This is a genomic window from Pedobacter sp. GR22-10 (assembly GCF_026239715.1).
Taxonomy (GTDB): domain Bacteria; phylum Bacteroidota; class Bacteroidia; order Sphingobacteriales; family Sphingobacteriaceae; genus Pedobacter.
Window position 1 is genome coordinate 290,053 of sequence record NZ_JAPIVR010000003.1, and the last position, 25,434, is coordinate 315,486.

General features: G+C 38.6%; 23 protein-coding genes. 15 read left to right on the forward strand and 8 right to left on the reverse strand.

Going from position 1 to position 25,434, the window contains the following annotated elements; all coding sequences use genetic code 11:
• Nucleotides 1-131: 131 nt before the first annotated feature.
• Nucleotides 132-968 carry an N-acetylmuramoyl-L-alanine amidase gene (locus OQX64_RS13950; RefSeq protein ID WP_265819624.1) on the reverse strand — a complete coding sequence of 279 codons (837 nt, stop codon included), beginning with the start codon at nt 966-968 and terminating at the stop codon, nt 132-134.
• A 113-nt stretch (nt 969-1,081) separates the two neighbouring features.
• Here OQX64_RS13950 and OQX64_RS13955 point away from each other — a divergent pair, with 113 nt between their 5' ends.
• Together OQX64_RS13955 and OQX64_RS13960 are read left to right on the forward strand one after the other, a co-directional pair.
• On the forward strand, nt 1,082-2,761 hold the full coding sequence (locus OQX64_RS13955; RefSeq protein WP_265819240.1) for a dipeptidyl-peptidase 3 family protein: 1,680 nt from the start codon (nt 1,082-1,084) through the stop codon (nt 2,759-2,761).
• Nucleotides 2,762-3,026: 265 nt separating this feature from the next.
• Nucleotides 3,027-5,465, forward strand: a complete 2,439-nt coding sequence (locus OQX64_RS13960) for an outer membrane beta-barrel protein (protein WP_265819241.1) — start codon at nt 3,027-3,029, stop codon at nt 5,463-5,465.
• Between the two features lie 87 nt (nt 5,466-5,552).
• On the opposite strand, the gene carB is transcribed toward OQX64_RS13960, so the two are convergent.
• Together carB and OQX64_RS13970 are read right to left on the reverse strand one after the other, a co-directional pair.
• The gene (gene carB / locus OQX64_RS13965) at nt 5,553-8,390 is read right to left on the reverse strand and encodes a carbamoyl-phosphate synthase large subunit (protein ID WP_265819242.1); all 2,838 of its coding nucleotides are present in this window, start codon (nt 8,388-8,390) and stop codon (nt 5,553-5,555) included.
• A 351-nt stretch (nt 8,391-8,741) separates the two neighbouring features.
• The gene (locus tag OQX64_RS13970; protein WP_088299754.1) at nt 8,742-9,059 is read right to left on the reverse strand and encodes a carboxypeptidase-like regulatory domain-containing protein; all 318 of its coding nucleotides are present in this window, start codon (nt 9,057-9,059) and stop codon (nt 8,742-8,744) included.
• A 487-nt stretch (nt 9,060-9,546) separates the two neighbouring features.
• On the opposite strand from OQX64_RS13970, the gene pnuC reads away from it, so the two are divergent.
• The gene (gene pnuC / locus OQX64_RS13975) at nt 9,547-10,152 is read left to right on the forward strand and encodes a nicotinamide riboside transporter PnuC (RefSeq protein WP_265819243.1); all 606 of its coding nucleotides are present in this window, start codon (nt 9,547-9,549) and stop codon (nt 10,150-10,152) included.
• Nucleotides 10,136-10,666: an ATP-binding protein gene (locus OQX64_RS13980; RefSeq protein ID WP_265819244.1), complete on the forward strand. Its 531-nt coding sequence runs from the start codon at nt 10,136-10,138 to the stop codon at nt 10,664-10,666. Before pnuC ends, OQX64_RS13980 begins: the two co-directional genes overlap by 17 nt.
• A gap of 224 nt (nt 10,667-10,890) precedes the next feature.
• Here the strand turns inward: OQX64_RS13980 and typA are convergent, their stop codons facing one another.
• Complete coding sequence (gene typA / locus OQX64_RS13985) at nt 10,891-12,696, reverse strand: translational GTPase TypA (RefSeq protein ID WP_088299756.1); 1,806 nt, start codon at nt 12,694-12,696, stop codon at nt 10,891-10,893.
• A gap of 280 nt (nt 12,697-12,976) precedes the next feature.
• Between typA and OQX64_RS13990 the strand changes: the two genes are divergently transcribed.
• Complete coding sequence (locus tag OQX64_RS13990) at nt 12,977-13,318, forward strand: hypothetical protein (protein ID WP_265819245.1); 342 nt, start codon at nt 12,977-12,979, stop codon at nt 13,316-13,318.
• Nucleotides 13,319-13,381: 63 nt separating this feature from the next.
• On the opposite strand, the gene OQX64_RS13995 is transcribed toward OQX64_RS13990, so the two are convergent.
• Nucleotides 13,382-13,831 carry a VOC family protein gene (locus OQX64_RS13995; protein WP_088299758.1) on the reverse strand — a complete coding sequence of 150 codons (450 nt, stop codon included), beginning with the start codon at nt 13,829-13,831 and terminating at the stop codon, nt 13,382-13,384.
• A gap of 147 nt (nt 13,832-13,978) precedes the next feature.
• On the opposite strand from OQX64_RS13995, the gene OQX64_RS14000 reads away from it, so the two are divergent.
• On the forward strand, nt 13,979-14,656 hold the full coding sequence (locus OQX64_RS14000; RefSeq protein ID WP_265819246.1) for a TIGR02117 family protein: 678 nt from the start codon (nt 13,979-13,981) through the stop codon (nt 14,654-14,656).
• 3 nt (nt 14,657-14,659) lie between these two features.
• Here the strand turns inward: OQX64_RS14000 and OQX64_RS14005 are convergent, their stop codons facing one another.
• Nucleotides 14,660-15,493 carry an alpha/beta hydrolase gene (locus tag OQX64_RS14005; protein ID WP_265819247.1) on the reverse strand — a complete coding sequence of 278 codons (834 nt, stop codon included), beginning with the start codon at nt 15,491-15,493 and terminating at the stop codon, nt 14,660-14,662.
• A 143-nt stretch (nt 15,494-15,636) separates the two neighbouring features.
• Here OQX64_RS14005 and OQX64_RS14010 point away from each other — a divergent pair, with 143 nt between their 5' ends.
• The 9 genes from OQX64_RS14010 (at nt 15,637) to OQX64_RS14050 (ending at nt 23,385) form a co-directional block, all read left to right on the forward strand.
• Nucleotides 15,637-16,341 carry an esterase family protein gene (locus tag OQX64_RS14010; RefSeq protein WP_088299761.1) on the forward strand — a complete coding sequence of 235 codons (705 nt, stop codon included), beginning with the start codon at nt 15,637-15,639 and terminating at the stop codon, nt 16,339-16,341.
• Between the two features lie 81 nt (nt 16,342-16,422).
• Nucleotides 16,423-17,478, forward strand: a complete 1,056-nt coding sequence (locus tag OQX64_RS14015; protein WP_265819248.1) for an ATP-grasp domain-containing protein — start codon at nt 16,423-16,425, stop codon at nt 17,476-17,478.
• Between the two features lie 26 nt (nt 17,479-17,504).
• Nucleotides 17,505-18,605: a carboxylate-amine ligase gene (locus tag OQX64_RS14020; RefSeq protein WP_265819249.1), complete on the forward strand. Its 1,101-nt coding sequence runs from the start codon at nt 17,505-17,507 to the stop codon at nt 18,603-18,605.
• A 7-nt stretch (nt 18,606-18,612) separates the two neighbouring features.
• On the forward strand, nt 18,613-19,440 hold the full coding sequence (locus OQX64_RS14025) for a type 1 glutamine amidotransferase (protein WP_265819250.1): 828 nt from the start codon (nt 18,613-18,615) through the stop codon (nt 19,438-19,440).
• Nucleotides 19,441-19,626: 186 nt separating this feature from the next.
• Complete coding sequence (locus OQX64_RS14030; RefSeq protein ID WP_265819251.1) at nt 19,627-20,814, forward strand: hypothetical protein; 1,188 nt, start codon at nt 19,627-19,629, stop codon at nt 20,812-20,814.
• Between the two features lie 153 nt (nt 20,815-20,967).
• Complete coding sequence (locus tag OQX64_RS14035) at nt 20,968-21,126, forward strand: FeoB-associated Cys-rich membrane protein (protein ID WP_088299766.1); 159 nt, start codon at nt 20,968-20,970, stop codon at nt 21,124-21,126.
• 9 nt (nt 21,127-21,135) lie between these two features.
• Nucleotides 21,136-21,723, forward strand: a complete 588-nt coding sequence (locus OQX64_RS14040; RefSeq protein WP_088299767.1) for a Crp/Fnr family transcriptional regulator — start codon at nt 21,136-21,138, stop codon at nt 21,721-21,723.
• Between the two features lie 204 nt (nt 21,724-21,927).
• Entirely contained in the window at nt 21,928-22,458 is a 531-nt protein-coding gene (locus OQX64_RS14045; protein ID WP_265819252.1) for a YceI family protein, read from the forward strand.
• Nucleotides 22,459-22,515: 57 nt separating this feature from the next.
• The gene (locus OQX64_RS14050) at nt 22,516-23,385 is read left to right on the forward strand and encodes a pirin family protein (protein WP_265819253.1); all 870 of its coding nucleotides are present in this window, start codon (nt 22,516-22,518) and stop codon (nt 23,383-23,385) included.
• Nucleotides 23,386-23,439: 54 nt separating this feature from the next.
• Here the strand turns inward: OQX64_RS14050 and ispF are convergent, their stop codons facing one another.
• On the reverse strand, nt 23,440-23,919 hold the full coding sequence (gene ispF / locus OQX64_RS14055; RefSeq protein ID WP_265819254.1) for a 2-C-methyl-D-erythritol 2,4-cyclodiphosphate synthase: 480 nt from the start codon (nt 23,917-23,919) through the stop codon (nt 23,440-23,442).
• Nucleotides 23,920-23,990: 71 nt separating this feature from the next.
• Complete coding sequence (gene porV / locus OQX64_RS14060; protein WP_088299770.1) at nt 23,991-25,175, reverse strand: type IX secretion system outer membrane channel protein PorV; 1,185 nt, start codon at nt 25,173-25,175, stop codon at nt 23,991-23,993.
• Nucleotides 25,176-25,434 lie beyond the last annotated feature (259 nt).

The following is a 25,434-nucleotide window of genomic DNA, read 5'->3' on the forward strand; positions in this document are numbered from 1 at the left end:
TTAGGTATAATGAAAGATAAACACGGATAAACTTAGATTTATCCGTGTTTTTTATGCTTAATTGCTTAAGAATTGTCATGGGAACACAGAGATCAACCCTTCTACCATCAACCTTCCTACCCTCATCCTTTTTAGTATTTCGTATACACATTATACAATACCAATAAATCAACCGGCGTAAGCTTAGGTGTAATATCGCTTTGTATAAAGTGGCGTTTAAACCCAACTATTGCGGCGCCTAAATCGCTGGTATCATAACCCATTAATTTTAATGCATTTGGTCCATCAAAATCTGCCGGAGGGTTTTTAAGCACATCATCATACCAATAACCAAAGCCTTTTAAAGCTAATTTTTTCCATGGAAATTTATTTGGGTCAGGCTTGCGTTTAGGGGCAATATCAGAATGGCCTATGAAATTCGCAGTCGGAATATTATAAGCTTTTTTTAAGGTCTCCAGTAATTTCACCAGGCTGTTAATTTGTGCATCCGGCCATGGGTCTGTTGTTCCGTTGTTATCCAGTTCAATACCAATGGAGGAAGAGTTTAAGTCTGTATCCTTTCCCCATTTCCCAATGCCGGCATGGTTTGATCGCAGATAATCATTTACCATATGCACTACTTTTCCATCACGGCCAATCACATAATGTGCACTAACTTCTGCCTTAGTAGAATGAAAGGTCTTGATGGTTTGGGCTAAGCTATCCTGGGCAGTGTGGTGAAGGATAACAAAATTAGGTTTACGTATCCCAAAATTTACAGAACCCACCCAGGTTTGATTTGTTGCATTTTGGAGATCATATAACTGACCTTCGGGCGGTGTAGCCGAAATTATATTGGCAAATTCTTTACTCTTTTGCTTATAAATCTTTTCTGTTGCAGCATATTTATTCGTACTGCAGGAAGATAAGAATAATGCCAGAGCCAAAACAGAAGTACTTTTAAGAGAATAAGATTTTACAGGAAACATGATATGAATAAATAAAATATGAAGGTACAAAGTTATATTAAACTTCATCCATTACATCAAACTTTATACAAAGCTTTCAAATTTTAGTAATTTAGTCGCGATATATCTTAATCATGAAAAAACTATACAAACCTATACTATTTGTATCGGCAATAGCCTGTTCTGCAAGTTTATTTACGGCTTGCACCAACAATAGCAAACCCACCGAAGAAAAAGTAACTGTTGTACAAAAAGATAGCTTAACAGATTATGTAGCCAGTCGGCTCCCTATATACGAGCGGGTAAAGCTCAGCACAAACCTTAATCAGCTTAGTATTAATGACCGCAAAATTTTGCCGCTTCTTATTCAGGCGGCTGAAATTATGGATGAACTCTACTGGAAACAGGCCTATCCGCAACGAGATAGCTTACTGGCAACAGTTAAGGATGAAAAAACCCGTGAATTTGTTAACATTAATTATGGGCCATGGGATAGACTCAACAATGATAAGCCTTTTGTTGCCGGCGTGGTAAATAAACCTGAAGGTGCTTCATTTTATCCATATGGCACTACCAAGGAGGAAATTGAAAAAGCTGAATTAGCAGATAAATATGGCGCGTATTCTGTAGTAAAAAAAGATAGCCTCGGAAAATTCATTACTGTTCCTTATCATGTATTATTCGCTTCCGAATTACAAAGAGCAAGTTCCCTTTTGAAACAAGCAGCATTAATTGCAGAAGATGCTGGTTTAAAAAAATATTTAAACTTACGGGCTGATGCCTTAGTAACGGATAAGTTTACCGCCAGTGATTATGCCTGGCTGGACATGAAAACAAATGGCCTGGATATTATCATTGGTCCGATTGAAAACTATGAAGACAAGCTCTTTAATGCCCGTACCAGTTACGAAGCTTATGTTTTAATCAAAGATAAAGAATGGAGTAAGCGCTTGGCAAAATATGTAAAGCTATTGCCAGAGTTACAAAAGAATCTTCCGGTACCAGCAAAATACAAAACCGAAACTCCTGGTACAGATTCTGAATTGAATGCCTATGATGTGGTGTATTATGCCGGAGATTGCAATGCAGGCTCAAAAACCATTGCCGTTAACCTTCCAAACGATGAAAAAATTCAGCAGGAAAAAGGAACCCGCCGTTCGCAGCTAAAAAATGCGATGCAGGCAAAATTTGATAAAATCCTTCTTCCAATATCTAAAGAACTAATAGACTTAGATCAGCAGCAATACATCAAGTTCGATGCTTTTTTTGCCAATGTAATGTTTCATGAGGTTGCACATGGTTTGGGCATTAAAAAAACCGTTACCGGGAAAGGTTTTGTTCGTGAGGCTTTAAAAGAACAATACAGCTGGCTGGAAGAAGGCAAAGCCGATATTTTAGGCTTGTATATGGTTACCGGCTTGCTGAAAAAAGGTGAATTACAAGGCGATATCAAAGACTATTACACCACATTTATGGCAGGTATTTTAAGATCAGTTCGTTTTGGCGTTTCAGAAGCACATGGTAAAGCCAACATGCAATGCTTTAATTACTTTGCAGAGAAAGGTGCTTTCGAGCGAACCTCCAAAGGAACCTATAAAGTTAATTTCGAAAAATTTGGTTCTGCAATGAATGAGCTCAGTGCATTAATCATCACTTTACAGGGAAACGGAGATAAAGCAGCTGTCGAGAAAACGCAAAAAGAAAAAGCAGTTATTCCGGCTACACTACAGCAAGACCTTGACCGCCTGACCAGAAAAAACATTCCTGTTGATGTTGTTTTTGAACAAGGTGTAGACGTATTAGGCGTTAAATAATAGCAATAAAAAACCACACATCGTTTTTTAATGTGTCAAATAAATCCCTGATTTGAAGACTAATATTCGTCTTTCAATCAGGGATTTTCTTTTTTTTTGAAAACGGCGTAACCTTTTAAACAAACGTTCGTCTTACTGATAACTAAACAATGGGAACAATTCGTTTCCAGGCTAAACTATAAAGATAAAGGCAAAAAATAGAAAACGGATACAGATGCGTTATGGGAATTATTTGGCCTGGATTTTTAACTTTAAACCTAAACAAATGAAAATTTTATATAAAATATCCTTCATCATCTTTGCTGCCTGCTCTTCAGGAAGTTTGTTTGCGCAAACTTCACCTCAGCCTAACCTAAAGGGAATTATTCTTAATGAGCAGAAAAAACCAGTAGATTATGCAACAGTAGTATTATATAAAGCAGCCGACTCAAGTATTGTAAAAACCAGTTTTACAGATCAGAATGGTGTTTTCGGCTTTAACGTAAGTGCAAAAGGAACTTATTTCTACAAAGCCAGTAATATGGGCTATAAAACGTTTAAAAGTAAAACCATTACCCTTACCGATGAAAATCAAAAAGTAGATTTTGGTTCGGCACAACTGGTTTCCAGCACGCAAGATTTAAAGGAAGTTAGTATCGCAGTAACCAAACCATTAATTGAGAGAAAGATGGATAAAGTGGTAATGAATGTATCCGGCAGTTCCATCATGACAGGATCTACGGCACTGGAGGTTTTACAAAAAGCACCAGGTGTTTCGGTAGATCAGAATGATAATATTTCAATGCAGGGAAAGCAAGGTGTATTAATTCAGCTTGATGGAAAACAAACTTACATGAGTAGTGCAGATGTAGCCAACTTACTTCGAAACATGCAAAGTTCAGAGATAGAAACCATAGAATTGATTACCAATCCATCATCCAAATACGATGCAGCCGGAAATTCAGGTATCATCAATATTAAAACCAAGAAAAACAAAGCTGGCGGCACCAATGGAAGTTTAAATGCTACGGCCGGATATGGTAAAAACTTTAGAGGCAATACAGGCTTAAACCTGAACCACAGAACAAAAAAGCTAAATCTTTTCGGGAACTATAACTACGGCAAAACTACGCGTGAAAACATCATCACCATTGACAGGATTTCTAACGGCACACCCGATACTTATTTCATGCAGGCCGGATCAAGCTTACGGAAGCAGCAAAACAATAATTTTAAAACTGGTTTAGATTACTTCATCAATAAAAATAATACTATTGGGGTGTTGGTGAACGGCTATTTTAACCACGGAACGGAAGCTTCGAAAAACAATACTTTAATTGGCCCGTCTTTCCAAAAAGTAGATTCAACACTGGCATCTAATAGTTTGCAAACCAATAAATACAATAATATTTCTTATAACCTTAACTATAAATCGATTCTGGATACCGCAGGTTCTGAAATTTCAGCTGACTTTGATTACTCAAAATACAATGGAAACGATGGTTCTGCATATGAAAATGATTATATGTTCGCTAATGGCAATAGAATTCGCCCTGTTAATTATACCAGAAATGGTACACCATCCAAAATTGATATAAAAACCTTTAAAATTGATTATAATGTTTCATTAAGTAAAACCATAAAGCTTGAAGCAGGCTTAAAAAGCAGCTGGGTAAAAACAGATAATGATTTGCAGGCTGAGGAACTGGTTAATAACATCTGGCAAAATGATGTTCGCCGCAGCAATCAATTTGTTTATGATGAGAATGTAAATGCAGCCTATACAAACATTAACAAGCAATTTAAAAACACCAGTATCCAGCTTGGTTTAAGAGTGGAGCAAACCAATTCTAAAGGGAATCTGGTTACCACCAATACGATAGTTGAACGGGATTATTTCGATTTTTTCCCGACATTATTCGTGCAACAAACACTTTCTAAAAATAATCAGTTAGGATTTTCCTATAGCCGCAGGATAGATCGCCCAAGCTATGATGCTTTAAACCCATTTGTTTATTACCTGGATCAATATACCTACAATAAAGGTAATCCATTTTTAAAACCGCAGTATACCAACAATATGGAACTGAGTTACACTTTCATGCAGAAATATATGCTCTCGGTAGGTTATAGCAGAACCAATGATGTGATAACAGAAGTTTTACTACCAGATTCTGCTCAAAAAGCGTTGTTTCAAACCAATGAAAACTTAGCAAAAAACACCAGTTATAATGCCAACCTGAATATCCCCGTTCAGGTGGCCAAATGGTGGTCGATGAATAATAACCTAAATGTTTTTTACCTGAGTTTTGAAGCCCCGGATTTAGCTGGTGTAGCCCTAAAAACAGGAAAGACTTCCTTCCAGTTTAAATCTCAACAAAACTTTATCATCGCAAGCGGCCTTACAGCAGAATTAAACGGCAGTTACGAATCACCACTGGATTATGGAACACTGAGAATTAAATCACGCTATTCCATTGATGCGGGTTTGAGTAAATCATTCCTGGATAAAAAAGCTTCATTGAAATTGGCTTTATCGGATATCTTTAATACTTATAAAAATGATATCTCCAGCGCTTACCCGGGTTTAAAATATGAAGTACATCAGAAAAATGAAAGCCAGATTGGCAGAATAAGTTTCACGTACCGGTTTGGTAAAGAAATTAAACCAGCCCGCCGCCGCTCTACCGGTTCAGAAGATGAGCAAAACAGGATGAAGAATTAATAATATTAATGATTTGATATTAATGCCTCCCTATTTACCAGCACACTTTACAGCAAAAAGGGCGATGTTTCCATCGCCCTTGGCTATTTATTTACTCAAATACATTGATTTATCTTTGTAAAGTTTACGGAAGTAAGGATCTTCCAGATCTTTAATGAAGCGAATGGCCTCACCTGTAGATTTCATTTCCGGACCTAATTCTTTCGTCACCTCAGGGAACTTCTCGTAAGAGAACACCGGCTCTTTAATCGCATATCCTTTTAACTTCCGTTCGATGGTGAAATCTTTCAATTTCGCTACCCCTAACATAATCTTTGCGGCGATGTTAATGTATGGAACATCATATGCCTTGGCAATGAAGGGAACTGTACGTGATGCTCTTGGATTAGCCTCGATTACATAAACCTTTTCATCTTTGATGGCAAACTGAATGTTCAATAAGCCACGTACATCTAATGCTTTCGCAATCTTAACCGAATACTCTTCCATTGCTTTAGTTACCGATTCAGGCAAGCTAAAAGTAGGTAATACGGCAAACGAATCACCGGAGTGGATCCCCGCTGGTTCAATATGTTCCATCATCCCAACAATGTGAACGTCATCACCATCAGAAATCGAATCGGACTCCGCTTCTTCTGCCCGATCTAAAAAGTGATCGATCAATACACGGTTACCTGGTAAATCGCCCAATAATTTTACTACAGCTTTTTCCAGGTCTTCATCGTTAATCACGATACTCATTCCTTGTCCGCCTAATACATAACTCGGGCGCACCAGAACCGGATAACCTACTTCATTGGCAACCACAATGGCTTCTTCAGCATTTTCTGCTACACCATATTTAGGATATGGAATATCTAATTCTTTAAGCAAGTCAGAGAAACGACCACGATCTTCAGCGATATCCATGTTCTCAAAAGATGTTCCGATGATTTTAACACCAAGTTGTGTTAATTTTTCAGCCATTTTCAAAGCGGTTTGACCACCCAACTGAACGATCACACCAACTGGTTTTTCCAGCTCAATGATTTCACGAACATGTTCCCAGAAAACCGGCTCAAAGTATAACTTATCGGCCATGTTGAAATCTGTAGAAACTGTTTCCGGGTTACAGTTAACCATAATGGCTTCGAAACCAGATTCTTTAGCGGCTAATAAACCGTGCACACAAGAATAATCAAATTCGATACCCTGACCAATACGGTTCGGGCCAGAGCCTAAAACAATTACTTTTTTGTTGTCTGTAGGGATTGATTCATTTTCCTCATCAAAAGAAGAATAATAGTAAGGTGTTTGTGCAGGGAATTCGGCAGCACAGGTATCTACCATTTTGTACACCCTGTTGATGCCTAAAGCCTTCCGGCGATCGTAAACTTCATCTTCCGTAACATTTCCTAACAACCAGGCAATCTGAATATCAGAGAATCCTTTTTGTTTCAGGGTGAAGAAGAAATCCTGAGGGATGTTATTTAATGAATATCTTTTTAATTCAGTTTCCAAAAGAACCAGATCCTGGATCTGGTTTAAGAACCATTTATCAATTTTGGTTACCTTACGGATAGATTCCAAAGGCACCCCCATTGTCATGGCATCTTTTATTAAAAACAGACGGTTCCACGAAGCATGCTCCAGGCCATCCATAATTTCTTCAATGTTGCGCACCTGTCTGCCATCAGCACCTAAACCTGCACGGTTGATTTCCAAACTCTGACAGGCTTTTTGTAAAGCTTCGATAAAAGTACGACCTATCGCCATTACCTCACCTACAGACTTCATTTGTAAACCCAGTTCTTTGTTGGCACCTTTAAATTTATCGAAATTCCAGCGAGGGATTTTAACGATTACGTAATCTAAAGTAGGCTCAAAGTAGGCTGAAGTTGTTTTGGTAATTTGATTTTCAATCTCATCCAGGTTATAACCGATAGCTAATTTCGCCGCAATTTTAGCGATTGGATAACCTGTAGCCTTACTGGCTAAAGCAGATGAACGGGATACACGCGGATTAATTTCGATGGCGATAATGTCATCATTTGCAGGATTTACCGAGAATTGAACATTACACCCACCGGCAAAAGTACCGATAGCACGCATCATTTTAATGGCCTGATTACGCATTTCCTGATAACAACGGTCAGATAAGGTCATCGCTGGTGCTACAGTGATGGAATCTCCTGTATGGATACCCATCGGATCGAAGTTTTCAATCGAACAGATAATGATTACATTATCATTGCTATCTCTCAATAGCTCCAACTCGTATTCTTTCCAGCCTAAAACAGCTTGTTCTACCAAAACCTCATGTGTTGGCGAAGCTTCTAAACCACGTTTAAGTGCAGCGTCAAATTCTTCCTTTCTATGTACAAAACCACCACCAGAACCACCTAAGGTATAAGACGGACGAATTACCAACGGAAAACCAATTTCCTGAGCAGCTTCTTTACCTTCTAAAAATGAGTTGGCAATTTTAGACGGCGCTACACCTACACCTATATCAACCATTAACTGGCGGAAAGATTCACGGTTTTCAGTTTTTTCGATAGCTGCTACATCAACACCGATCACTTTAACACCATATTTTTCCCAAACACCACGCTCTGAAGCTTCTACACAAAGATTTAGCGCCGTTTGACCGCCCATAGTTGGCAAAACAGCGTCAATTCTAGGTAAATCTGCAGAGTCGATATGCTCCTGTAAAATTACCTCTATGGAATCAACTGATAAAGGCCGAAGATAAACATGATCTCCGATAACCTTATCCGTCATAATCGTAGCCGGATTAGAGTTGATAATGGAAACGGTAATTCCTTCTTCTTTTAAGGAAAGTGCCGCTTGTGAACCCGAATAGTCAAATTCGCAGGCTTGTCCAATAATGATTGGTCCCGATCCGATAATTAATACTGAGCGTATTGAAGTGTCTTTAGGCATGATTAAGCTTAAACAATGATTAAAATTCTAAAGTGTTTGACCTGTTAAAGGTGAAGAAGCAAGAAGGTTTTTTTGCTTTTTGAAGAGAAAATCCCAACTGTTCTGTCGGGATGCAAAGATATGTTTTTTGAAGTAGTTTTTGTTTAATTTTTTAAAATTAAAATACCCGAAATCAAATCCATAAAATTAACCTTTTCTATCCTTTTTTCTGAAGATTAAACCAGGTTTAATGAAAGGGTTATACAGGTGTTTGCCATCAATAATATCTTGCTGGCGATGCATAGAGCAATGGTATCCTAAGTTCCGGGAAATAAAAAAGGAGCTTGACGCTCCTTTTTCTATCTTTCAAAACTATTGCTTTAATACGACTTCACCCAGATCAGTAGTGGCACTGTCTTTAACAGCAACGTTTTCAATAATCGCATCCTTGTAGGGTGCATTTGCTTTGATCACAAGTGTATAAACACCTTCTTTCAGATTGGTAAAAGAAAAACTACCCTGATTAACTGTTACCGTCATCGTATCCTGCCCGGCAATCAGTGAAATACCTGAAACGGCATCGGCATGGCTTACCCGTCCTACAATACCGCCTAATTTGACAAAGGTAAAAGCTACAAACAGAATAGATGAAAGGATTAATGCCACGCAAAAAACACTCAGCTTTTTCATATTAATTTATTTTAGTCTTTTTTCTAAAAATTTCATCTCAATAGTGCCCATCTTAAACGCATCATACAACTAATTTGTTTGTAGCAGAAATTGAACACTGTATTCTTTTTTAAATAATCAGGCTCAAATATTGTCCTGTACAAATTTCATATTAATTGTAAACCGAGCGCAAAAGTAATGAACAATCGTTAAAATTCTGTTAAAATGTAACATAAATATAGTGTTAAAAGAACACGAAGTCATGTTTAAGTCATGAATGATCCTAACCAGGATAATTGGCAATAATGTTGTAATAAGCAGAACATATATGCGTTTTGTATATACTTTAGAAAAAGATCTAAAGCTTCCTCCGCGGAGTAGTTAACCGCAATGAGGATTTCTTCATAAATAGTTTGTTTGGTTTATTATCCGGTTAGAGGAGCCCTCCTCTACCGGATTTTTTCTTTTATGGCTTTTTCTTTTACTTTTGATCAATATGATCGTGTTAATGGCATCATTTTTTCAATTTGTTACCACACAATTCCAGCAGACAACGCTTTTGGAATGGGCCGCGGTAATTACTGGTTTCCTTTGTATTTATCTTGCCGCTAAAGAAAGTATCTGGAACTGGCCGGTTTCTATCATCAGCGTGGTGGCTTATGGCTTACTTTTTTTCAGAGAAGCGATGTACGGCGATATGACACTGCAGATTTATTTCTTATTTACCGCTGTTTATGGTTGGTATTTCTGGATCAGGAAAAAAGTAGAACAACACCGGCCAATTTCTAGGTTAACAGCAAAACAATCGTTTTTAGCTATTCTTTTCATTCCATTGCTAAGCATATTATTAGGTTGGTTTATGGATCGTTTTACCAATAGTAATGTGCCTTATGCTGATGGATTTTGCACGGCTATAAGTTTCACGGCCCAATTTCTCCTCACCAGGAAAATATTAGAAAACTGGTTACTCTGGGTTTTTGCTAACATCTGTTACGTTCCACTATTTATTTATAAAAACCTTAACCTAAGCGCATTACTTTATCTTGTACTGATCATCATTGCATTTAATGGATATTTAAACTGGAGAAAAACATATCGTGAACAAATTAGTTAAAAAAATTGCCATTGTCGGGCCAGAGAGCACGGGTAAATCAACGATGTCTCAATTGCTGGCAAAACATTATGGTGTTTCCTGGGTACCTGAATATGCCCGCTATTATTGCGAACACTTAACGGCCCCTTATACTTTACAGGATGAGGTAAACATGTTTTATGGACAAATTGCGCTGGAGGATGCCATTTTGGTTACTACTGAAAGCGACTTCATCATTTGCGATACCACGTTTGTTACCGTAAAAATCTGGAGTGATGAGATGTTGGGTGAAACGCCCCGGGTGGTATTGGATGCACTTCCGAAAAGACCTTATGACCTCTATCTCCTGATGGATATTGATTTACCCTGGCAGGATGATCCGCTTCGTGACTTCCCGAATCAGAGGGAATATTTTATGGAAGTTTGGCACCAGGAACTAAAGGCTTTGGATGCAAAATACAGGTTGATCGGTGGCTTAGGAAACCAACGAATTGCGCATGCAATAAAGGCTATTGATGAGTTTTTAGAGAGATAGGGCTTCATCTTATCAACGATCCGTAGGTTGCGGTAGGCTTATGGAAGTCCGTCTCCTGAAAGAGAGGGGAACAATGGCTCTTGAATCAAACCTGAAAGCCAGGAATTTCCACTATCCAACTTACATCCCTTAAATGATAAAAACTTCACCAATTAAACAAAAAAAGCCCCGATTTACATCGAGGCTTTGGTAAGCTATATTTTACCCCTTAGGGATTTAGACGTTTAAGCGAATTGCTTTCCTTTAACTTTACGTTCTTGTTCTGTTAAAAAGATTTTACGTAAACGCATGCTTGCAGGTGTAACCTCAATATACTCATCAGCCTGGATATATTCCATAGCCTCTTCTAAAGAGAATTTAATTGCAGGTGCGATACGGGTGTTATCATCTGTACCAGATGCACGCATATTGGTTAATGCTTTTCCCTTCACAACGTTTACGACTAAATCATTATCACGGATGTGTTCACCCATAATCTGACCTTCATAAACATCAACTCCCGGATCAACAAAGAAACGACCTCTATCCTGTAACTTATCGATTGAATAAGCAGTAGTTTGTCCTTTTTCCATCGATACCAATACACCATTTAAACGACCAGGAATAGTACCTTTCCAAGGCTCATAAGCTTTGAAACGGTGCGCCATAATTGCCTCACCAGCTGTAGCCGTTAATACGTTGTTACGTAAACCGATGATACCGCGAGATGGGATTTCGAATTCTAAGTGTTGTAAATCACCTTTTGGTTCCATAATCAATAACTCACCTTTACGCTGCGTTACCAATTCGATTACCTTACCAGAAACTTCAGCAGGCACATCAACAATTAAAGTCTCAATTGGCTCATGTTTTTTACCGTCGATTTCCTTTACGATAACCTGTGGCTGACCAACCTGAATCTCATAACCTTCACGACGCATCGTTTCGATTAATACCGATAAATGGAGAATACCACGACCGTAAACCAACCATGAATCAGGAGATGCTGTTTCAACTACTTTTAAAGCCAGGTTTTTCTCAGTTTCTTTGATCAAACGCTCTTTAATACGCTGAGAAGTAACCAATTTACCTTCTTTACCAAAGAATGGAGAGTTATTGATGGTGAACAACATGTTCATCGTAGGCTCATCAATGCTGATTACCGGTAATTGTTCAGGAGCTTCAAAATCAGCGATTGTATCACCAATATCAAATCCGTCAATACCTACAACGGCACAAATATCACCAGAACTTACTTCTGTGGTACGGATTTTTCCTAAACCTTCGAAAGTATAAAGTTCTTTTACCCTGGTTTTAACAACTTTTCCATCGCGTTTGATTAAAGTAACCGGTTGGTTTTCTTTAATGGTACCGCGGTGAACACGACCAATGGCAATACGACCTACGAAAGAAGAATAATCTAACGAAGTGATTTGCATTTGTAAAGTACCATCGTTAATCGGTGCAGGTGGAATGTTAGCCACAACTGCATCTAACAATGCGAAAATATCTGTAGTTGGTTTTTGCCAGTCAGTACTCATCCATCCTTGTTTAGATGAACCGTAAATAACCGGGAAATCCAATTGTTCTTCAGTAGCCTCAAGGTTAAAGAACAATTCGAAAATTTGTTCGTAAACTTCTTCAGGGCGACAGTTTTCCTTATCCACTTTATTTACTACCACAATTGGTTTTAAACCAAGGGCTAAAGCTTTTTGCGTTACGAAACGTGTCTGAGGCATTGCACCTTCAAAAGCATCGCAAAGTAAAAGTACACCATCTGCCATCTTCAAAACACGCTCTACTTCACCGCCGAAATCCGCGTGACCAGGAGTGTCAATAATGTTAATTTTTACGTCTTTGTACTGAACAGATACGTTTTTAGATACGATGGTGATACCACGTTCGCGCTCTAAATCGTTGTTATCCAATATCAAATCTCCTGTTTGTTCGTTGTCACGAAAAATAGAACAAGAGTGTAAAATCTTATCAACCAACGTGGTTTTACCGTGGTCAACGTGTGCTATAATAGCTATATTTCTAATCTTTTGCATAAAATGCGCCTCAAATTTGGCGCAAAGATAGTGTTTAGAAATGGATTTTCTACTATATCGCTTACTATTTAATGCTATAATAATCTTGTAATGGTCTCATTTTTAATTAGAAAAGCAAAGGCAGTAACATTTCGGTTTGCGTCGTTCCTGCTGTATGATTAGCACTCATCAAAAATTAGGGGCTGCCGTTTCCATCAGGTTTAGAAACCAAAGCCTGTTTTAAAAAATCGTACAAGTTCAAAAGAACAAAACAAATGAATAATTTTAGGGTATTATGTAAATGGAAAAATCGATACAACAATTATTTGATCAGTACGAAGAAAAGTCGCTTGAAGTAGAAGCAGCAAAAAGGGCTATGGATGCAGCTGAAGTACCAGATTTATCTAAAGAAGAATACATTACTTCAGACCAGGCCGATGAACACCTGATTGCCTGCATGGAAAGAGAAAGAAAGGAAAAAGAATTGGAAACGCTAAGCCAGGAATGGTCTGAAATTCAGGATGCCCTGGCCGATAAGCTTTGTAAAATTAACACCAAAGTGCTGGTTAAAGACAGGCGCGATGAATGTACTGTGTTGATTCATTGTGAAGGCGGCGGCATTGTGGTACAGGATAAAGAATAATGCTTAGAACAACTTGTTTTTTAGGCATTATGGCTCTATACTATTTCTCTTAATGCCACATTTTTAAATGCTATTCAGCCATTCTTCATAAGAAATAACGCCTAAATCAGGTTTGGCTTCGCCTTCCAGCATCGCAATAAACTCTAATGCATTTCCATCAGGATCGTTAAAATAAATAGCAATAGCTGGCATCCAGGCAAAAACCATAGGTGCTAAATCATCACTTTTTAAAAAATTATAAGGTTTTAGGTTATTCTCCCGTAAAAAACTTACGGATTTGTTCAGTACATCATCTACATCGCAACTGAAAGCAAAGTGCCTTACACAGACTTCACCTTTCGGTTTTTCCCAAAGCCCCAGCATGGCTCCCTTCGGTTCGCCAACCCAAAAGAAAGCAATTCTCCTTCCTTCTTCATAATAACACGGGGTTAAACCCATTACATTTTTATAAAAATCAATAGCTCTTTCTAAGTCCTCAACATCAATATGAGTTTCAAATAGTCCTTTTATCATGTGATGAAAGTAAACATTATCTATAGTTGCAAAAAATCACCTTTATTGATAAGCGCATCACTAAAATTGATATTACTATAAATTATGCCATTTTGGGGTTACCCTATTACCCATTTTGTATTAACAACAGACCCCACTCCATTTTCAATGAATAAACGGTTTCTTAAATACGCTGGTAGATTTACCTTTATTTTTATTGCTCTGATTGCTTTCTATTTTCTGATGGCCTTTGGTTTATCACGGATCACCGTAAATGCGAAACCGAACAACAAGCCAGAAGTATCCATCTATATTTTATCGAATGGAATACATACTGATATTGTCATGCCCGCCGCAAATCCCGCAATAGACTGGACAAAGAAAATCCCCTATAGCAACACCCTTGAAGCCGATAGCACCTATCAATACCTGGCTATTGGCTGGGGCGATAAAAAATTTTATTTAGAAACGCCGGCATTTTCTGACCTGAAACTGGCTACCGCGCTACGAGCCATATCTGGCTTAAGCACTTCTGCCATGCACGCTACTTACTATCAATATATGTTAGAAGATGAGCAATGCAAAAAAGTAATGATCAGCCATGTGCAATACCAAAAACTGATTCGATATGTAAGCAATAGTTTTCAGACAGACGCTGCAGGAGACTTTATTAAGGTAAAAACCAATACTCATTACGATATTGGCGATGCATTTTATGAAGCCAAAGGAAGTTACAGCATGTTTAAAACCTGCAATACCTGGACAAACGCCGCATTAAAAAGGTGCGGTCAGCGCAGTTGTTTATGGACCATATTTGATACGGGTATACTTGAAAAGTACAATTAGTATTTAAGCCTCAAACGCCCAATTCAAAAAAGCAGGCATCACGCTTTCCCAGGTTTGCACATCATGCTTTCCACCCACTTTTTCATAATAAAAGATGTGATCCGGCCGTTTATAACCTTTGTTCAACAGTCCTTTCACCACGTCAATGGTATCATCTATAGAATCAATAATCAGATTTCTATTGCGATCGGCCTTTTCATCTTCTGTTCCGGTCATCAGCCAGAATTTCATATCCGGTTTTGTATCGCTGGAATCGATCAATTCGTGAATAATTCGATCTGCATCCGTATATCCATCGGTTAAATCCTTTTTTCGCCACCAGAAAGCCCCTGAAAAAACGCCAATTACATCAAAAATACCTGGATTATTCCATGCAATATCGAAAGCAGAAAGGCCACCCAGCGAAAACCCTGCGTAAGCAACTTTACCGGTAATGGGCATCGCAATTTTCTTTTTAACAAAAGGCAAAAGCTCCTTAATGATAAAATCATTGTATAACCCGGCACTTGCTCCCCTTCCTTTAAAATCAGGTTTACCTGCAACACCATACTCCATTAAACGATCTGCTGATGCTTTAATCGCCACTACAATTAACCTGTGGTTTCGCTTACTATGATGAGCATCTTCCAGTATTTGCGCAAAATCCATCCTGGCTACATCTTGTCCGTCGTTAATTAAAAGCAGCTCTATTTTTTCGTTGCCCAAAATACCCTCAGGCACATACATATCGATTTCAACCTCGTGTGCTAAATAAGCTGAAGGAATCTTGAAATGGTTAACATTAACTTTTATTGATAAAATTGCGGTATACATAAATAAATCCCCTAACACTGGCATCTTGCCCTTTAAAGGCGCAAAGGTACAAATCTCGCTAAACTATTAATTATCAGTATTCAATTTTTACATTACGCTTTTATTTAAGCCATGAAGGTTCTTTTTATAATGATAAAATCTCTATCTTAAAACATTCAATTTTTGATATGAGAGAAGAACATAAAAAGTGGTACAGCACAAATTTAAGCACAGAAATAGACATGCTTATTTTTGGCCATAGCGGAATTCCTATTTTGCTGTTCCCGACAAGTATGGGGCGCTATTACGAAAACAAAGACTTTAAACTGATTGACTCGGTGGAAGGATTTATCAATGAAGGAAAAATTAAAATCTATTGTCCTGACAGTATTGACAAACTGAGCTGGTACAATAAGGGTATCCATCCGGCAGACCGGGTAAAAAATCACATCTGGTATGATCGATACCTGCTGGAAGAAGTGGCACCATTGGCCAGACATGAAACCGGAAGTACTAAAATCATCACTGCCGGCTGCAGCTTTGGCGGTTACCACGCGGCTAATTTTGCCTTTCGGCATCCCTGGCTGGTGAGCCACATGTTTAGCATGAGTGGCGCTTTTGACATCAAAGGACAGTTGGATGGTTTTTATAACGATGATGTCTATTTTAATAACCCTGTAGATAACCTGATGAACAACAGTAACCCAGAACTGCATCACATGAAAATTGTTTTGGGTACTACTGATCGGGATATGTGCCGTGCAGATAATGAAAATCTATCTGGTATTTTAACAAAAAAAGGAATAGACCATTGGCTGGATATCAGGCAAAATGCAGATCATGACTGGCCAATCTGGAGAGAAATGTTTCCAAATTATATCGCTCAGTTATAGATGTTGCTTAACAATAAAACAATTTAACAATTAATCAGTTACACGATTAACCTTTACCACAATTAAACTTAATTAGTAAAAATGAAAAAAATTGGGATTCTATTTGGCCAGGAACGTTCTTTCCCTGAAGCCGTTATCGAGAGGATTAATCAAAAAGCAGAAGATGGCATTACTGCCGAAGCAGTTAAAATTGATAAAATATTTCAAAATGTGCCACTGGGTTATTCGGTGATTATTGACCGTATTTCTCAGGATGTTCCATTTTACCGTGCATCATTAAAAAATGCAGCAACTACCGGTACGGCAGTTATTAATAATCCGTTCTGGTGGAGTGCTGATGAGAAGTTCTTTAACAATGCGCTTGCCGAACAGATTGGTGTACCGGTACCTAAAACAGCTTTAATTCCATCAAGACAACATCCAACAGGAACCACCGGTGAATCTTTCTCTAATCTGACCATGCCACTGGATTGGGATGCGATTTTTGAATATACCGGCTTTCCGGCTTACATGAAACCATATGATGGCGGTGGGTGGCGAGATGTCTATAAATTGCACGATAAGGAAGATTTCTTTGATAAACATAGTGGTACTGAACAACTGGTGATGCTTTTACAAGAAGAAATCATTTTCGAAGAATATTTCAGGTGTTATTGCATAGGCGGAAAACATGTACGCATCATGCAATATGACCCACGCAATCCGCACCATTTGCGCTATGCGGTTGATGGTAAAGCACCAGACCCTAAATTATTAAAAACAGTAGAAGAGTATACCCTTAAATTGTGTCAGTATTTAGGTTATGACTTTAATACTGTAGAATTTGCCGTTAGAGATGGTGTGCCTATTGCCATTGATTTCTGTAACCCGGCTCCGGATGCCGATATTAAAAGTGTTGGACAGGAGAACTTCGACTGGGTGGTAGAAACTACAGCCAATTATGCCATTGAAAGAGCCAAAGCACAACAAGATGGGCAGGATAACTTAACCTGGGGCGAGTATATTAAAGCTTCAGTTGCTGGAAAACCTTTGGTTGCCAAAGCAACTCCAAAAGCGCCAGCCAAAAAAGCCGTTGCCCCGAAAGCTGGAATAGAAAAAGCTACTCCAAAGCCTAAAAAGGCAGCACCAAAAAAATAAATGGGATTTTATAAATACCAATCAGGATGAATGAATTTACGCTTGGCATAGAGGAAGAGTACATGGTAATTGATCCCGTTACCAGGGAACTTACCTCACATGATCAAAAAATTGTTGAAGCTGCACAAAAAATCCATAAAGACCAGGTAAAGGCAGAGATGCACCAGGCTGTAGTGGAGGTGGGAACCGGCATCTGCAAATCAACTACAGAAGCCAGAAAAGAAATTTCCCAACTGCGCTACACCGTTTCGCAACTGGCCGGAGAACAGGGCTTACGGATTGGCGCCGCAGGTACACACCCGTTTTCGCACTGGGAAAAGCAGTTGATTACGGAACATCCGCGGTATAATGAAATTGTGAACGAATTACAGGAAGCTGCACGTTCAAACCTGATCTTTGGCCTTCATGTGCATGTGGGTTTTCAATCACGTGAGCTGGCCATCCATATTGCCAACCAGGTTCGTTATTTTTTGCCTCACGTATTTGCATTATCTACAAATTCACCTTTTTGGGAATCGAGAAATACTGGCTATAAATCTTTCCGGACCAAAATTTTCGATAAGTTTCCAAGAACAGGTATTCCCGATATTTTCAACAGTATTGAAGATTATGACAGCTACGTTAAGCTGCTGATCAAAACCAATTGCATGGACAATGCCAAAAAAATCTGGTGGGACATTCGCGTTCACCCCTTTTTTGATACGGTAGAATTCCGGATTTGTGATTGCCCGATGCTGATTGACGAGACGATGGCTTTCACTGCCCTGTTTCAGGCCCTTTGTGCCAAGTTATATAAGTTGCGTTTACAGAATATGGAATTTATCAGCTATTCACGCGCACTCATTAATGAGAATAAATGGCGTGCTGCCCGTTATGGAATTGACGGAAATTTAATAGATTTCGGTAAAGAAATGGAAGTTAACTGTCGAAACCTGATCCTGGAGTTATTGGATTTTGTAGATGATGTAGTGGATGATTTAGGCTGTCGTGATGACATTAACTATGTACACCGAATACTGGAGCATGGTACCGGTGCCGACAGGCAACTGGCCGTTTACCAGCAAACCGATAGTTTTGAATCAGTAGTAGATTATATCACCACTCAAACCCTGATTGGTGCAAAGTAATTTCACGATGAATAAAAAAGATTTAAAGGTGGCCGTTATCGACATGAATAATGGCGCAGCTAACCAGGGTATGCGGGGAATTCAGGAAATTCTGTTGCGCTTTGGAAAAGAGAATCATATCAACCTTTCTTTTGATCTGTTTGATTTAAGGCAGAAAGGAGAAATTCCCGGTTTGGAATACGATGCTTACATTTCAAGCGGCGGACCCGGAAGTCCGCTGGAGAGTGAAGGCGAAAAGTGGGAAAATGACTTTTACAACTTGCTCGATCAGATTGAAGCCTTTAATCAAGGAAGCGAAATGGAAAAAAAATATGCTTTTCTGATTTGCCACTCCTTCCAGCTGGCCTGCAAAAAATACAAACTGGGAAATGTAACCGAAAGGCGATCAAATGCTTTTGGGATTTTCCCCATCACGCTTACCGAAGAAGGCGAGCAGGATGAAATTTTTAAGGGTATCACCAATCCATTTTTCTCTGTTGACAGCAGAGACTGGCAGGTTATTGAGCCAGATTTTGATGCCTTTGAAAGAAAAGGTGCTAAACTACTGGCGATAGAAAAAGAACGAAAACATGTGGATTTGGAACGTTGCATGATGTCAATACGCTTTTCAAATGAAATTATCGGTACCCAGTTTCATCCGGAGGCAGATCCGGTTGGAATGAAAATGTATTTGCTTCAGGAAGAAAAGAAAAAAGCAATTGTTGATCTGCATGGCGAACAAAAGTATTTGGATATGCTGAACAGCTTGGATGATCCGGCAAGGATTGTGCTGACGCAAAGCATAATCTTACCTAATTTTTTGAAACAAGCCATCGGGACATTACAGGAAGTTTAATTATGGTTTATTAAGTATAATTATTGTAAAATGATGCTGAATCATAATGTTAAGCAATCTTCCTGATTCGAATTTCATTCATAATCGATTGCTTCACTTTGTTGAAAAAATGAAAACTGGCAATGAGCGGCCTGCGAAGCAAAAGCTGCAGAGAAATAGAATAGTATCAAATAAATATACCTAATTATGATACCTGCACAACGTGAAAAATATAATAAGCAGTTTAATGATGAAAAGTATCAAAACTTCATTAAAGTGCTGGAAGATAGTTATCCTCAAATTCCCTTTCGCGTAGCCGAAACTCCGGTTTTCATTCCTAAAGCATTAAAAGAAAAGTTAATCGCTGCCGGTGAAGAAATCATCAATCTGATTAAGCAACCAAATTTCAAAGCGTTTACAGCTCCCTCAATACCGCCTCAATGGAATGTGCCAAACGAAAATGACCACCCTCATTTTCTAACTTTTGATTTCGGCATTTGTAAAAACGAAGCAGGGGAATTAACACCGATGTTAATAGAGCTGCAGGGTTTTCCATCTCTTTATGGTTTTCAGCATCACCTTGGAAAAACTTTTGCTACGCAGTTTGATATTGATTCATCCCTGGATTATTTCCTGAATGGATTTAATGAAGCGCAATACATCCAATTATTAAAAGAGGTGATTATTGGTAAGCATCAACCACATGAGGTAGCGCTGATGGATGTTGATGCACCCAATCAAAAAACAGCCATCGATTTTTTTGTAACGCAAAAGCTGCTTGGAATAAAGATCCTGGCATTGAAGGATATTAAGAAGATAGGAAAGCAGCTTTTCTACGAAGAAAACGGCAAACAAATTCAGCTGAAGCGAATCTATAACCGATTAATATTTGATGAGGTAGCCAATAATACCGAGATCTTCAAAACCAGCTTCGATCCGCGAGATGAACTGGATATTGAATGGGCAACCCACCCCAACTGGTTTTATCGGATCAGCAAATACACCATGCCTTTTCTGGATAGTGAATTTGTTCCTGAAACCAGGTTTTTAAATCAGATTGATAGCATTCCAACTGACTTGGAAAACTATGTATTAAAGCCTTTATTTTCATTTGCGGGCATGGGAGTCATTATTGATGTGACGGAAGCAGATGTTAGGACTATCCCCGACCCTGAAAACTGGATTTTGCAGCGAAAAGTTAATTATGAACCTGCCGTACAATCGCCAACAGGTGGCGTGAAGGCAGAAATCAGGATGATGTATTTATGGCCGGATGATGGCGAACCGCAACTTTGTATCAACCTGGCCAGGTTAAGTCGTGGCAAAATGATTGGCGTCCGTTACAATGCAGATTTTGACTGGGTTGGTGGCACCGTAGGTTTTATGGAAGACTAATCTCTTTATTTTAATCCTAAAAAATTACTTTCCCTGTGCACTCGGTGTTAAAATGCAGTGCGCTCTGTGGTAAATATTTGATACTTAATTTGACTTTAAAATAATTTACATTCACCTGAACACCAAACTAAAAATGCCTGTTATATTTGTATTATGAATATTCAAACCATTTTAGTCTTTTTACTTTTTGCGGTAGCATTGGTATATGTTGGCCGTTTGGTTTATAAGTCTCTTCGGGTGAAGAAAGATGGCTGCGGCGGCAATTGCAAATGCGGTGTAGATTTTTCGGACATTAAACCTTCAAAAAAGTAATAATCCTTTATGATCGATCAGTTTAAAAACTATCTCAAAGAAAAAATAGCCATAACTGATGAGCAATTTGACAGCATTTCTTCTCCTTTAAAAGTAAAGAAATTCGATAAAAGCCAGATCATTCAATATACAGGAGATAACCTTAAACATGGTTTCTTTGTTTGTAAAGGACTATTACGTGCCTATTCAATTGATTCAAAGGGCAAAGAACATATTCTTCAGTTTGCACCCGAAAACTGGTTAATTTCTGACCGGAATAATATGAATAATGAGCCATCGATATTTTTCATTGAGGCGATCGAAGCTTCCGAAGTCGTGCTCATGCCCAATGATTTTATGGAGCAGGCGGCCATACAGGTACCCTGTCTGCAGCCGATGCAAGTCAGGTTGCTGAATAACTCCATCCGATTTATGCAAAAGCGCATTAATATGCTGTTGAGTGCAACGGCTGAAGAACGTTATCTTGATTTTATTAAGCTTTATCCAAATCTTACACTTCGTGTACCTCAATGGATGATTGCATCGTATTTAGGCATTACACCGGAATCATTAAGCAGGGTAAGAAAAGAACTGGCCAACAAACACTTCCGCCCGTAATTAAGAACAAATAAGGTTTGAATGAAGGAATGCATTTCTAATAATTGAATGCTTGAGTTTTGAAGGAGAGAGATGGCTTTTCAAACATTCTATAATTCAATAATTCTCTAATTCAATAATTTATTTATTACCATACATCAACCTCCTCTCCTAGCTACTATCGTAATTTTGTGATGTAATATTAAACGCATCAAAACAGAATATATGGCTACTACAAAATGGACATTAGATCCAACACATAGCGAACTTCAGTTCAAAGTAAAACACTTAATGATCACCACCATTACTGGTAATCTGAAATCTTTTAAAGCAGAATTAGACACAGAAAATGATGAATTTGAAAACGGTAAAATTTCATTTGAAGGCGACATTAATTCTTTAGACACCGGAAATACAGACCGTGATCATCATTTAAAAAGTGCAGATTTCTTTAATGCAGTGCAATTTCCAACTATGGAATTTCAATCATCATCCGTAAGAAAAGAAGGAGATGATTACCTGATTCAGGGTGATTTAACTATTAAGGGCGAAACTAAACCAGTAAAGTTAACTGCAGAATTTGGTGGCATAGCAACTGATCCGTGGGGAAACACCAAAGCAGGTTTTACATTAAACGGCAAAATCAACCGGACTGATTTCGGTCTGACATGGAATGCATCGATAGAAGGCGGTGGTGTAATGGTGAGTGAGGAAGTTCGAATTTTAGGCGAATTACAGTTTGTGAAACAAGCATAGAGCAAAGGGAATTTCAGCATGGGGTTATTGCTCTATGCCTTATTTAACTTAAAGGGAATGGAAATAAAACAAATAGCCAGCATTTTAAAAGCACCTGCACCGCATATGGTTGGAGATGGTTTTAGAGTACATAACTTTTTCCCCGGGGGATATAAAATCGAGATGAGTCCTTTTTTCCTGATGGATTATGGTTCAAAAATTGAATTTTCTGCACGAAAAAATCCGCGTGGAGTAGGCATTCATCCGCACCGGGGCTTTGAAACGGTAACCATTGCTTACCATGGAGCTATTGCACATCACGATAGTACGGGAAAGAGTGGAATTATTTATGCCGGTGATGTTCAATGGATGACTGCAGCAAGGGGCATACTGCATAAGGAATATCATGAAGAAAACTACAGTCTAACCGGAGGATCCTTTCAAATGGTTCAGTTATGGATTAATCTACCTTCGAAAGATAAAATGGGGAAACCCGGGTACCAGAGCATTAAGCAAGCAGAAATGGCAAATATTGAGCTACCGGATCAGGGCGGAAAAATAGAGGTTATTGCCGGGAATTATCAGGGAATAACAGGCAATGCCAATACTTTTACCCCTATTCATGTGTACAATGCCAGGTTAAATAAAGGCGGAAAAGTAAATTTGAGCTTTCCTGCAAATTATAATACCGGCCTCATGATGATTGAGGGTGAGATAGAAGTAAATGGAAAAGAAATTGCTCATGCAGATAGCTTTGTACATTTCCAAAATAACGGAACAGAAATTGAAATCGAAGCCTTATCCCATAGTGTTATCCTAATCTTAAGTGGTGAGCCCATTGATGAGCCTATTGCACATTATGGCCCCTTCTTAATGAATACGGCAGCTGAGATACAGCAGGCCTTATCAGATTACAATCAGGGAAAATTTGGTTACCTGGAGGAATAGGTAGATAGGATGAATTTGAATCCATCCTATTTAACGTGCTGCAGTATCGGCAAATCAGGCTTTTTCAATCAGGCAAACCGCATAGGCCACCACACCTTCTTCCCTGCCAATAAAGCCCATTTGCTCATTTGTAGTTGCCTTGATAGAAATATCTTCAGTAGAAATTTCAATGGCATCAGCAATATTTTGTTGCATAGCAGGAATATGAGGATTAATTTTAGGGGCCTCCAGACAAAGCATGGCATCAATATTCCCCACTTGCCAACCTTTTTCTGTTAACAATTTAACCGTTTCTTTTAATAGGATAATGCTGCTGATGCCTTTCCATCGGTCGTCAGTATTCTTAAAATGGTAGCCGATATCACGGAGATTCGCTGCTCCCAAAAGCGCATCACAAATGGCATGTAGTAAAACATCTGCATCCGAATGGCCAAAAGCACCCTTATGATGTTCTAATGTTACCCCACCCACCACAAAAGGATGCTCATCTTTTAACTGATGAACGTCGAAGCCAAAGCCTACTTTAATCTTCATTATAAAAGTTTATTGATTTAAATTGATAACGGTTAATTGCTAGTGGAAAACTACATGAGAACCAAAAGCGGTTATTTAACTGTTTTGCTACCGCCAAAGTTAAACAAAAGACCAAAACGTAGGGTATTGGCAAGCGGACTAGTTTGTGCATTGGCCATTAAGTATGAGAAATCAATATTGAAGACATTATATTTCAGACCAAGGCCCATGGTAAAATAACGGCTGTCTCCCTTCATTGGGCTCTGGTAATTGTAACCGGCTCTGATGGCAAACTGTTGGTTATACCAATATTCTACTCCTGTGGAGATGCCAATCTCTTTTAATTCCTCGCTTAAACCACCGGGTGCATCGCTAAAAGATCCGAATATTCCGGCAGGAACAGATCGGTTGGGATCTCTTCCACTGACGATATTATTATTGGCATCATAAATGGGCTGCGTGGGGACCAGTAATTTATTAAAATCCAGCGCAAAAGTAAATGTATTATAATCATCTAACAAAATGGTAGATGCCCCGCCCAGTTTTAAATTTGTAGGCAGAAAAAAGTTCTGACTACCATCAGAATAACTCATTTTAGTACCAATATTTGAAATATTCGCTCCTGCTGAAAAAATGGCAGGCTTTCCGAAAAGATCACTTTCCGTTTTATATAGGCCTGAAACATCAACCGACACGGCATTTCCAGCCCTTACCTGACCTGAAGCAAACTGTCCTGAAGCTAGATTGGAATAAATATACCGTAGCGAGGTTCCTAATGAAAACTCTTCACCAAAATTTCTTGCGAAGCTCACATCAAAAGCCAGCTCATTTGGGTTGGCAATTCCGAGTTCCTGTTGGTTAATATCCGTTAACTGAATAGATCCTAAGGAGAAATACCTTAAGGAGGCACCAATCGTATTTCGGTCATCCAATTTATAAAATCCACTGAGATAAGCCAGATTGATATCAGGGACAAGGCTTTTCAGCCAGGGGCTATATGATACTGCAAATCCATAAGGCTGATCCAGAAAAGCCAGTTTAGAAGCATTAATACTTGCTGAATTTACATCACCGGCTACTGCTACACCTGCATCACCCATTGCACCTGCACGGGCATCTGGAGTAATCAACAGGAATGGAACCGCAGTTACAATATTGTTGGATTCACTTCCATTGGTAAGCGTATTGCCAGCTACAACCTGTGCATTTGTTTTACCAAACACTAAGGCCAGCGACAGTGCAGAAAAGGCAAGTTTACTGATGTACTTGAAATTCATCCTTTAAAGGTACGTAATTTTAGATTTTGGTATTCGGTAAAACCTGCAGAATATATTTAATATATTGATCCTAACGTCAAACCAAACACTATATTTTAGCAAATTACGAATTAAGTCATAATTTACTAATTAAACCCACATTTTTTACAAACCAACTATGATTACAACTCCTGATGAAAGTTGAAGCATGAAGTCAACTGCTATTGGCGCTTTGATTACCCTTGCCTTCGTCCAGTAAATTATAGCATTTGTAGGTGAT

Coding starts and splice junctions, on each gene's coding strand:
- OQX64_RS13950 (WP_265819624.1), bottom strand. CDS start 968: ATGTTTCCTGTAAAATCTTATTCTCTTAAAAGTACTTCTGTTTTGGCT.
- OQX64_RS13955 (WP_265819240.1), top strand. CDS start 1,082: ATGAAAAAACTATACAAACCTATACTATTTGTATCGGCAATAGCCTGT.
- OQX64_RS13960 (WP_265819241.1), top strand. CDS start 3,027: ATGAAAATTTTATATAAAATATCCTTCATCATCTTTGCTGCCTGCTCT.
- carB (WP_265819242.1), bottom strand. CDS start 8,390: ATGCCTAAAGACACTTCAATACGCTCAGTATTAATTATCGGATCGGGA.
- OQX64_RS13970 (WP_088299754.1), bottom strand. CDS start 9,059: ATGAAAAAGCTGAGTGTTTTTTGCGTGGCATTAATCCTTTCATCTATT.
- pnuC (WP_265819243.1), top strand. CDS start 9,547: ATGGCATCATTTTTTCAATTTGTTACCACACAATTCCAGCAGACAACG.
- typA (WP_088299756.1), bottom strand. CDS start 12,696: ATGCAAAAGATTAGAAATATAGCTATTATAGCACACGTTGACCACGGT.
- OQX64_RS13990 (WP_265819245.1), top strand. CDS start 12,977: ATGGAAAAATCGATACAACAATTATTTGATCAGTACGAAGAAAAGTCG.
- OQX64_RS13995 (WP_088299758.1), bottom strand. CDS start 13,831: ATGATAAAAGGACTATTTGAAACTCATATTGATGTTGAGGACTTAGAA.
- OQX64_RS14000 (WP_265819246.1), top strand. CDS start 13,979: ATGAATAAACGGTTTCTTAAATACGCTGGTAGATTTACCTTTATTTTT.
- OQX64_RS14005 (WP_265819247.1), bottom strand. CDS start 15,493: ATGCCAGTGTTAGGGGATTTATTTATGTATACCGCAATTTTATCAATA.
- OQX64_RS14010 (WP_088299761.1), top strand. CDS start 15,637: ATGAGAGAAGAACATAAAAAGTGGTACAGCACAAATTTAAGCACAGAA.
- OQX64_RS14015 (WP_265819248.1), top strand. CDS start 16,423: ATGAAAAAAATTGGGATTCTATTTGGCCAGGAACGTTCTTTCCCTGAA.
- OQX64_RS14020 (WP_265819249.1), top strand. CDS start 17,505: ATGAATGAATTTACGCTTGGCATAGAGGAAGAGTACATGGTAATTGAT.
- OQX64_RS14025 (WP_265819250.1), top strand. CDS start 18,613: ATGAATAAAAAAGATTTAAAGGTGGCCGTTATCGACATGAATAATGGC.
- OQX64_RS14030 (WP_265819251.1), top strand. CDS start 19,627: ATGATACCTGCACAACGTGAAAAATATAATAAGCAGTTTAATGATGAA.
- OQX64_RS14035 (WP_088299766.1), top strand. CDS start 20,968: ATGAATATTCAAACCATTTTAGTCTTTTTACTTTTTGCGGTAGCATTG.
- OQX64_RS14040 (WP_088299767.1), top strand. CDS start 21,136: ATGATCGATCAGTTTAAAAACTATCTCAAAGAAAAAATAGCCATAACT.
- OQX64_RS14045 (WP_265819252.1), top strand. CDS start 21,928: ATGGCTACTACAAAATGGACATTAGATCCAACACATAGCGAACTTCAG.
- OQX64_RS14050 (WP_265819253.1), top strand. CDS start 22,516: ATGGAAATAAAACAAATAGCCAGCATTTTAAAAGCACCTGCACCGCAT.
- ispF (WP_265819254.1), bottom strand. CDS start 23,919: ATGAAGATTAAAGTAGGCTTTGGCTTCGACGTTCATCAGTTAAAAGAT.
- porV (WP_088299770.1), bottom strand. CDS start 25,175: ATGAATTTCAAGTACATCAGTAAACTTGCCTTTTCTGCACTGTCGCTG.